6 protein-coding genes are annotated in these 6481 nt (G+C 40.2%); 4 read left to right on the forward strand and 2 right to left on the reverse strand.

Annotated features, from left to right (window positions below; genetic code table 11):
* The first annotated feature begins 7 nt into the window (after window positions 1-7).
* From KCG35_RS08485 to KCG35_RS08495, 3 genes are all read left to right on the forward strand, one after another.
* Window positions 8-904: a glycosyltransferase family 2 protein gene (locus KCG35_RS08485; protein WP_215819259.1), complete on the forward strand. Its 897-nt coding sequence runs from the start codon at window positions 8-10 to the stop codon at window positions 902-904.
* Between the two features lie 289 nt (window positions 905-1193).
* On the forward strand, window positions 1194-1856 hold the full coding sequence (locus tag KCG35_RS08490) for a hypothetical protein (protein WP_215819260.1): 663 nt from the start codon (window positions 1194-1196) through the stop codon (window positions 1854-1856).
* Between the two features lie 45 nt (window positions 1857-1901).
* Window positions 1902-2312, forward strand: a complete 411-nt coding sequence (locus KCG35_RS08495; RefSeq protein ID WP_215819261.1) for a hypothetical protein — start codon at window positions 1902-1904, stop codon at window positions 2310-2312.
* Between the two features lie 102 nt (window positions 2313-2414).
* Here the strand turns inward: KCG35_RS08495 and KCG35_RS08500 are convergent, their stop codons facing one another.
* The gene (locus KCG35_RS08500; protein WP_215819262.1) at window positions 2415-3818 is read right to left on the reverse strand and encodes a phosphatase PAP2 family protein; all 1404 of its coding nucleotides are present in this window, start codon (window positions 3816-3818) and stop codon (window positions 2415-2417) included.
* Complete coding sequence (locus KCG35_RS08505; RefSeq protein WP_215819263.1) at window positions 3815-5584, reverse strand: bifunctional alpha/beta hydrolase/class I SAM-dependent methyltransferase; 1770 nt, start codon at window positions 5582-5584, stop codon at window positions 3815-3817. The genes KCG35_RS08500 and KCG35_RS08505 overlap by 4 nt, the downstream gene beginning before the upstream one ends.
* Window positions 5585-5872: 288 nt before the next feature.
* Between KCG35_RS08505 and KCG35_RS08510 the strand changes: the two genes are divergently transcribed.
* Complete coding sequence (locus KCG35_RS08510) at window positions 5873-6481, forward strand: YiiX/YebB-like N1pC/P60 family cysteine hydrolase (RefSeq protein WP_215819264.1); 609 nt, start codon at window positions 5873-5875, stop codon at window positions 6479-6481.

Raw genomic sequence — 6481 nt, forward strand, 5'->3', positions numbered from 1 at the left:
CAAATGCATGATGGACTCAAATCCTGCCCTAGCGATTGCAGTTTTTGCTCATAATGAAGCTGCTCGTATCACTACTTGCTTAGAAAGTATTCGTATCAGTATTATCAATTCACCACACAATGCGTTGCCTGAGGGTTCATACCAGTGTTATGTATTGGCAAATGGTTGCACTGATAACACGGCACAGGTTGTTGCAGAGTATCAGCAGCAACATTCATGGGTAAATCTGGTGGATATCAAGGAAGGGGACAAATCAAATGCCTGGAATGTGTTTGTACATGAAGTCGCTGCTGAGGCTGAAACTTACATTTTTATGGATGGTGACTGTGAAGTAGTAGGCGATTCTCTTTACCAGTTATATCAGTATCAAAAAGCCCATCCACAAAAGAATGCACTGGCAGCGATACCCATGGATGTGGGGCGGGGCACTAAGCAACAGATTATTACGATGGTCACACGTGGTGGTTTGGCTGGTAATTTATATGCATTACCCCATCAATTTGTGAAGCGTGTACGGGAAGGAAGTATCAAGCTACCTGTGGGTACGATTGGTGAAGATAGCCTGGTTGGTGCACTGGCATGTTTTGATCTTGATGTGACAAGAGGTTGGGATAGAACGCGTATAGGTGTCTGTGAGCAGGCACGTTTTACATATAAGCCAATGGATTGGTTATCCTGGCAGGAGTGGAAAGTATACTATCGGCGTAAACAGCGCTACAGCATTCGTCACTGGCAAAATAAAATGATAAAAGCCATTTTAACGACTAAAGGCCCACAATATTTACCTGAACATGTGAAGACCATGTATCAACATTATTTGCAGGAAATACAGTTAAGTTGGCGTGGACTCGATACTTATTTTGATATGTTGGCTTGGCGACAAATAAATAAAGAAACTGAATAAGAAAAATAACTTTCTACTGAGGTTATACCCACAGCGAAGGATTTCTAGTGGGTTTAGTCTGTTCTGTTAAAACTAGCGATAGCACCACTAACTGTGCCATCAAGTGATGAAGCCCAGGCCAATGGTCTATAACTTTACCTTTACAGCAGCCATTTTCTAAAGCACTTTTGTCTGTCAATGGCACAATCTATATTCATCACGAACTTTTTTTATATGCAATTGCTCTGATTAAACTAGGCTTATAAAGTATTTTTGCACTGAAATGCATGCTGCTCTGAAGGCTATTGCTGTGAAGACAAGAGTTACATCTGCAGACGTTGAAAAGCACGATAATAAGCACTGGTATTATTTGGTGTATGCGCTTTGGGTTTTCATTTTTTTACCAAGTTTGAGCTTTTGTAAGTCTCATACTCTGGCACCCTGTCATACGACACAAAACAATTCTCTATTTATTGATTCAGTGACTTTTACTAAGTTAGGGCCGGACTGGGCTTTAATGCAAGGAGTAATTGATAGCTCTATTGTAAAAAAAGTTCAGGCAATACTGAGTGACGAGTCAATAAAACTTATTGTGATGGGGTATGTACCAGGCTCAATTGACGATGAGGCGAATCGACAGGCTGGAGTAATCATAAGAAAGTCAGGTATTACACTATGCACGACTGCCAAGAGCTCTATTATTTCAGGCGGGGTAGATTTTTTTCTCGCAGGAAAGCGGCGTTATATTCATCCTGACTCTCGATTGGGGGTGCATTCCTGGCAAGGTGTGAGTGGTAAACAAGGCTGGGAGTTCACTGCGGAGGCCGCTGAGCATCAAGGTTTTTTAGCATATTATCAGCGCTTAGGAGTCAGTGAAGCTTTTTATTGGTTTACATTGAGTTTTCCTTTTGAAACAGTCTATTGGTTAGCACCTGGTGATATTTATTATTGGTCTATTGCAGAGATTATGTGATCCTTTATGTGGTAGGGAATAAGTTGTAATTTGAGGGTGGTATTCATGAAACTCAGGTTGTGGCAAATAAAAAAGCACTTTTTAAGTTATATATTATACCTTTTTTTATTTGGAGGGATAAATGTCAGTGCTGCTGTGAGTGAAACAGTTGAACAAAAACAGCAGAAGAACGAGTCTATTGAGCAGCATTGTAAAAAAGCAATGAAAAATATGAAGCATTACATGCCTAATATACTTGATAAAGCAAAAAAAAGAGCAGCCAAACAAGGTGTAGATTTAACAAAGGATAAACAAGTACAGCAGTTAACACTGGCTATTACCAATAGTAACGAGTTGCATAATATGACTTTAGATTGCCAGGCACGTTGGGAAAAATATCAAGCCTCTGCGGTTTGTATGGCTGGTGCAGACAGTGAGTCAGCTTTCGCCTTGTGCATTCCCAAACTACCTGAGTAATAATTCCCTTCATGAATCAATTTATGGTTATTGCTAGCCTCAATAGACCAGGCTAGCTTCATTAAAAAAATGTTGTCGATATAAGATGCAAAATAAAAAGCGTCAGCAGGTGTTTGAAATGGTTTTCATTGATGTATCTACTAAGAGGTTCGAATTGTTGCTTTTATTGAATGTATTAAGTGTGTTTATAAAATGTTGATTTAGTACCGTATTCGGACGTAATGTGTGTAAATGATCTATTGCTTCATCAAGCGTGTTATAGCGACCAGTCGACAGCCAATAAGCAATAATAACGGCAGCACTACGTGAGTAGCCAAGGGCACAATGGACTAAAATATGATAGCCCTGTTGTTGATAATGATGGATAAACTGAATGGCCTGTACTAATTGGTCCTTGGTGGGTGGTGTTAGATCCATAATGGCAAGAGACAAGTAAGGTACTTGTTGGTTTATCAGTTGAGGATGCTCATTATACTCACTCGCTAAGTCAACAATTGCTAAAGGTTTCAGTGCTTCCAAAGCACTTAAGTCTCTTGTATTCAGTTTACGACCTATGGCTAACTGAGCATCTACACGTTGATAAGCTGGTTGATTTTTTGTATACCAAAGCCATGATAGTAAAGCGCCTAAGTGATAGGGGAAAAGTAACCAGCGTGCTGCAGGTTGAATTCTTCCTTGATCTTTTTGAAAAATATCTGCACCCAGTCCAGCATAACCCAGACTAATAATTATTAGCGAGCAAGTTGGCCATAATAAAATAAGAGTGGTTGGTGGGTTAATAAACACCAGTCCGGCACACGATAATGCAGACAAACCATAAATTAAACTATAACGCGAATTGATTAATCCTTGCCATTGCCAAAAAGATAAACTATTTCGGTTATTCAAGTGGGACCGATGATTTGCGTTGTTGATGGTCGGAAACAGGTAGCAGCTTAACCAGCCCAGTGCTAGCCCAGTAGGAATATCAATAAAATGATGCTGATATGTGAATAATACAGAGACAGCGATTAAACTAAACCAGACATGTATTATAAACTTAAAAAGACGATTACAAAGGGGGAGATAGTGCAGCCAGAGAATAACTAATAATGCAATATGCAAGGAAGGAGCTTGATTATAGGGCTGATCAAAGGCATACAGTAAGTTAAATAAGTCACCTAATAAACTATTAACTTCTGGTCGAGGAAAGGCAAACTGTAGGGGATAAATTAAAAAACAAAATACAGCGACTAAAATAGCAAATCCTAAGCGTCTAGTGAGAGTGGTTAGTGCATGTGTTGACTGACAACAAAAGAGAGATAAGGCAAAAAATAGGTCGATGCTCCAATAAGGAATAATCATCCAAGGGATTACGGGGATTGACATTTCCCACTCAAAGTATACCGAGGGGACAGGTGCTCGTAGGAAAGTTACATAGTTTGCAAGTCCATAATTGATAAAAAAAAGTGGCCCTAAAAGAGCCAGTGAAAGACATGCTTGCTTAAATAGATTTTGATTCTTCATGGTAATTGCGGATGACATTGCGGTTTTTTTACTGCGGTTGATACACTAAAAATGCCGTGCTTTTCGATGGACATATCTACTTTATAAAAGCCAGCTTTATGAACTAATTGATCCATTTCTTGTTGAGTTCTACGCCTCATTATCCATGGTTTACCCCCTTGATGGCTGGTTAATACACGAGCAATCGATTCTAGCTGAGGGTGCCAGGGCTGGTTTGTGTAAATTAATAAACCTTGAGGTGCGAGGATAGAATATAATGCGTGTAAAGAGCCCATCACAGCATCATTGTCACTAAAAAGTTCGTATAACCCTGAAACGATAATAATTGAGGGACGGAAACTAAGTTGTTCTATTGCTTGCGCATCAAAGGCATCTCCTCGTTGAAACTGAACTTGTGATGATAAATTAAGCTCTTCTATACATTGTCGTCCTTGTTCAACATTTGCTTTTGAATAATCTTGTAATAATGCATGTAATGGTTGGTTTTGATAATGCTGAATGACATCCAGCACATAGCGTCCATGACCGGCAGCAACATCAAAAATAGCCACTTCTTTAAGCTGAGTGAGCTGTTGCTCTATCGCATCATTTAAGGCATCTTCAATCAGTTTGAGCCGTAGCCTAATACCACGCCATCCAATCGCATTAAGATAACACCAGTCTATCAATTTACCGACCAGGAATTTTCCTGCTGGTTTATTGGCGTAGACATAATCAAGCATGCGACCTGAATCAAAGCCATCTTGAATACCAACTCGAATACCATCACTGAGAGAACCAACAGAGTAGAGTAATTTTTGCTGTAATTTAAACCACCAAAATTTAGGGTTGGTTTTAGGTAAGGGTTTTAAGAGTTGTTGGTACTCGTCATAAGTGTAGCCCTGTTTATCGGCATTGGTAAGATCGCTGTCAGGTGTAGGCCGGGCTAATAAGTCTTGAATAAACATCCGTGTCTTGGCAATAGGTAAATGGCGGTTTATCTCATTGAACGTATCATGGAAAAAACCAGGAAAAACTTGCATTTCTTTTCGTAAATTCGGTAAGTGATTATAAAAGTGACGTTGAGCGTGCTGTTTGACAACAAAATCAGCTCCAGAACAAAGTAGCAAGGTTGGAACAGTGATTGCTCCGGCATCTTGCATTAATCGCGTACCCGCATCGTATAAATCAACCAAGACATTGACAGCAATTGAAGGGCATATCAACGGGTCATTGTCATATTCAATTATTTTTTCAGGGTCATGAGTGAGCAAACGCCCTTTGACATAACTGCTGATAAACGATTTGGGGCGATATTTTAAGAGGAGCCGTAATGCAGGAATGGCAAAGGGTACATAGAGCCGAACGCGTAGTGCAGGACTACCTAAGATCAAGCCGCGAATCGCTGGAGCATAGTCATGGACCCAGGTACTGGCAATGACACTACCCACGCTATGGCCAAGAATAATCATCCGGTCCATTGAAATCTGGTAGTCCTTTTCGATATGGCGAATAAAGCTATCAGCATCTTTGACAAGCTCATTCAGGTTATTCGCATATCCTCGCTCACCTGGCGATAGTCCATGGCCACGGGCATCCCAGGCAAACAGGTGAAGGGTAGGGATATTGAGTTTATCGACCATTTCTTGCCAACGCCCTGAGTGCTCATGTCCTCGATGAAAGAGGATAATGGCGTAGTGTCCTGTCGGATGGGGGGCCCAATACCGGTAAAACAGTTGCGTGTTATCCCAGCTATTGAAGTTACGTTCTAACGGTGTGCGTGTCATGAGTAGGTCTCTCTCTACCGTTTCCTTTGCAGGTAAAAAAGCTGAATGGAAATAAGTATGTGATGTGTTTCATAGTTAGGCCAGTTTCTCCTAACTTTGCTGGAAGAGCCACTGGGGATAGATAACCTCTCACCTCATACCGTCCTAAGTATCATTATATAATACCTTAATAGGGATGCTGTGCTATAAGCCTTTTAGTGATTACAGTGCATTTAACTTTAGAGCACCACAGAACAGTCCTTTGGTGAAAATAGTTAGTCTAGATAGTTCAAGAAGGAGTGATCCCTGATGCAGCAGGTAATTGCAAAGATAAGTGATTCACTGACGGATTTCCATGATCATGTGGCATGTCACTTACAGGAAGGTGATTTAATTTTTATTTCGATCAGAAGTGCGTTATATAAGCAGGTTGCACAAACGACGAATAGTTGGACATCACATGTTGGTATTGTTATTCGGGAAAAGAATGAATGGTGGGTAGCAGAAAGTGCTGTTCCTTTTAGCCGAAAAACACGGTTAAAAAAATTTTTAAAAAGAACGGTGGGCACGCAAGTTTGTATACGCCGTCTTAACGGAGGGTTGACTAAAAAACAGTTACAGCTACTGAAAGCAAGCATTAATAGCCGCATGGGGATATTGTATCATTTAGGTTTCGATTTTGATGCTAAACGACAGTACTGTTCTAAATTTGTTCATCACGTATATGCTGAGGCGTTAAGTTTGAGGTTGGGTAAAGTGGTAACATTTGAAGAGTTATTAAAAAGTAATCCAAATACAAATTTATGGTTTTGGCGGTTATGGTATTTTGGCCGTATTCCTTGGCACCGAAAAACAGTAACACCTCAAAGTCAGTTAGTTGATCAACAATTAGAAACCATCTTGTTATCTGATAACTAG

This window comes from Zooshikella harenae (genome assembly GCF_018837975.1).
In the GTDB taxonomy this organism is placed as follows: Bacteria; Pseudomonadota; Gammaproteobacteria; order Pseudomonadales; family Zooshikellaceae; genus Zooshikella; species Zooshikella harenae.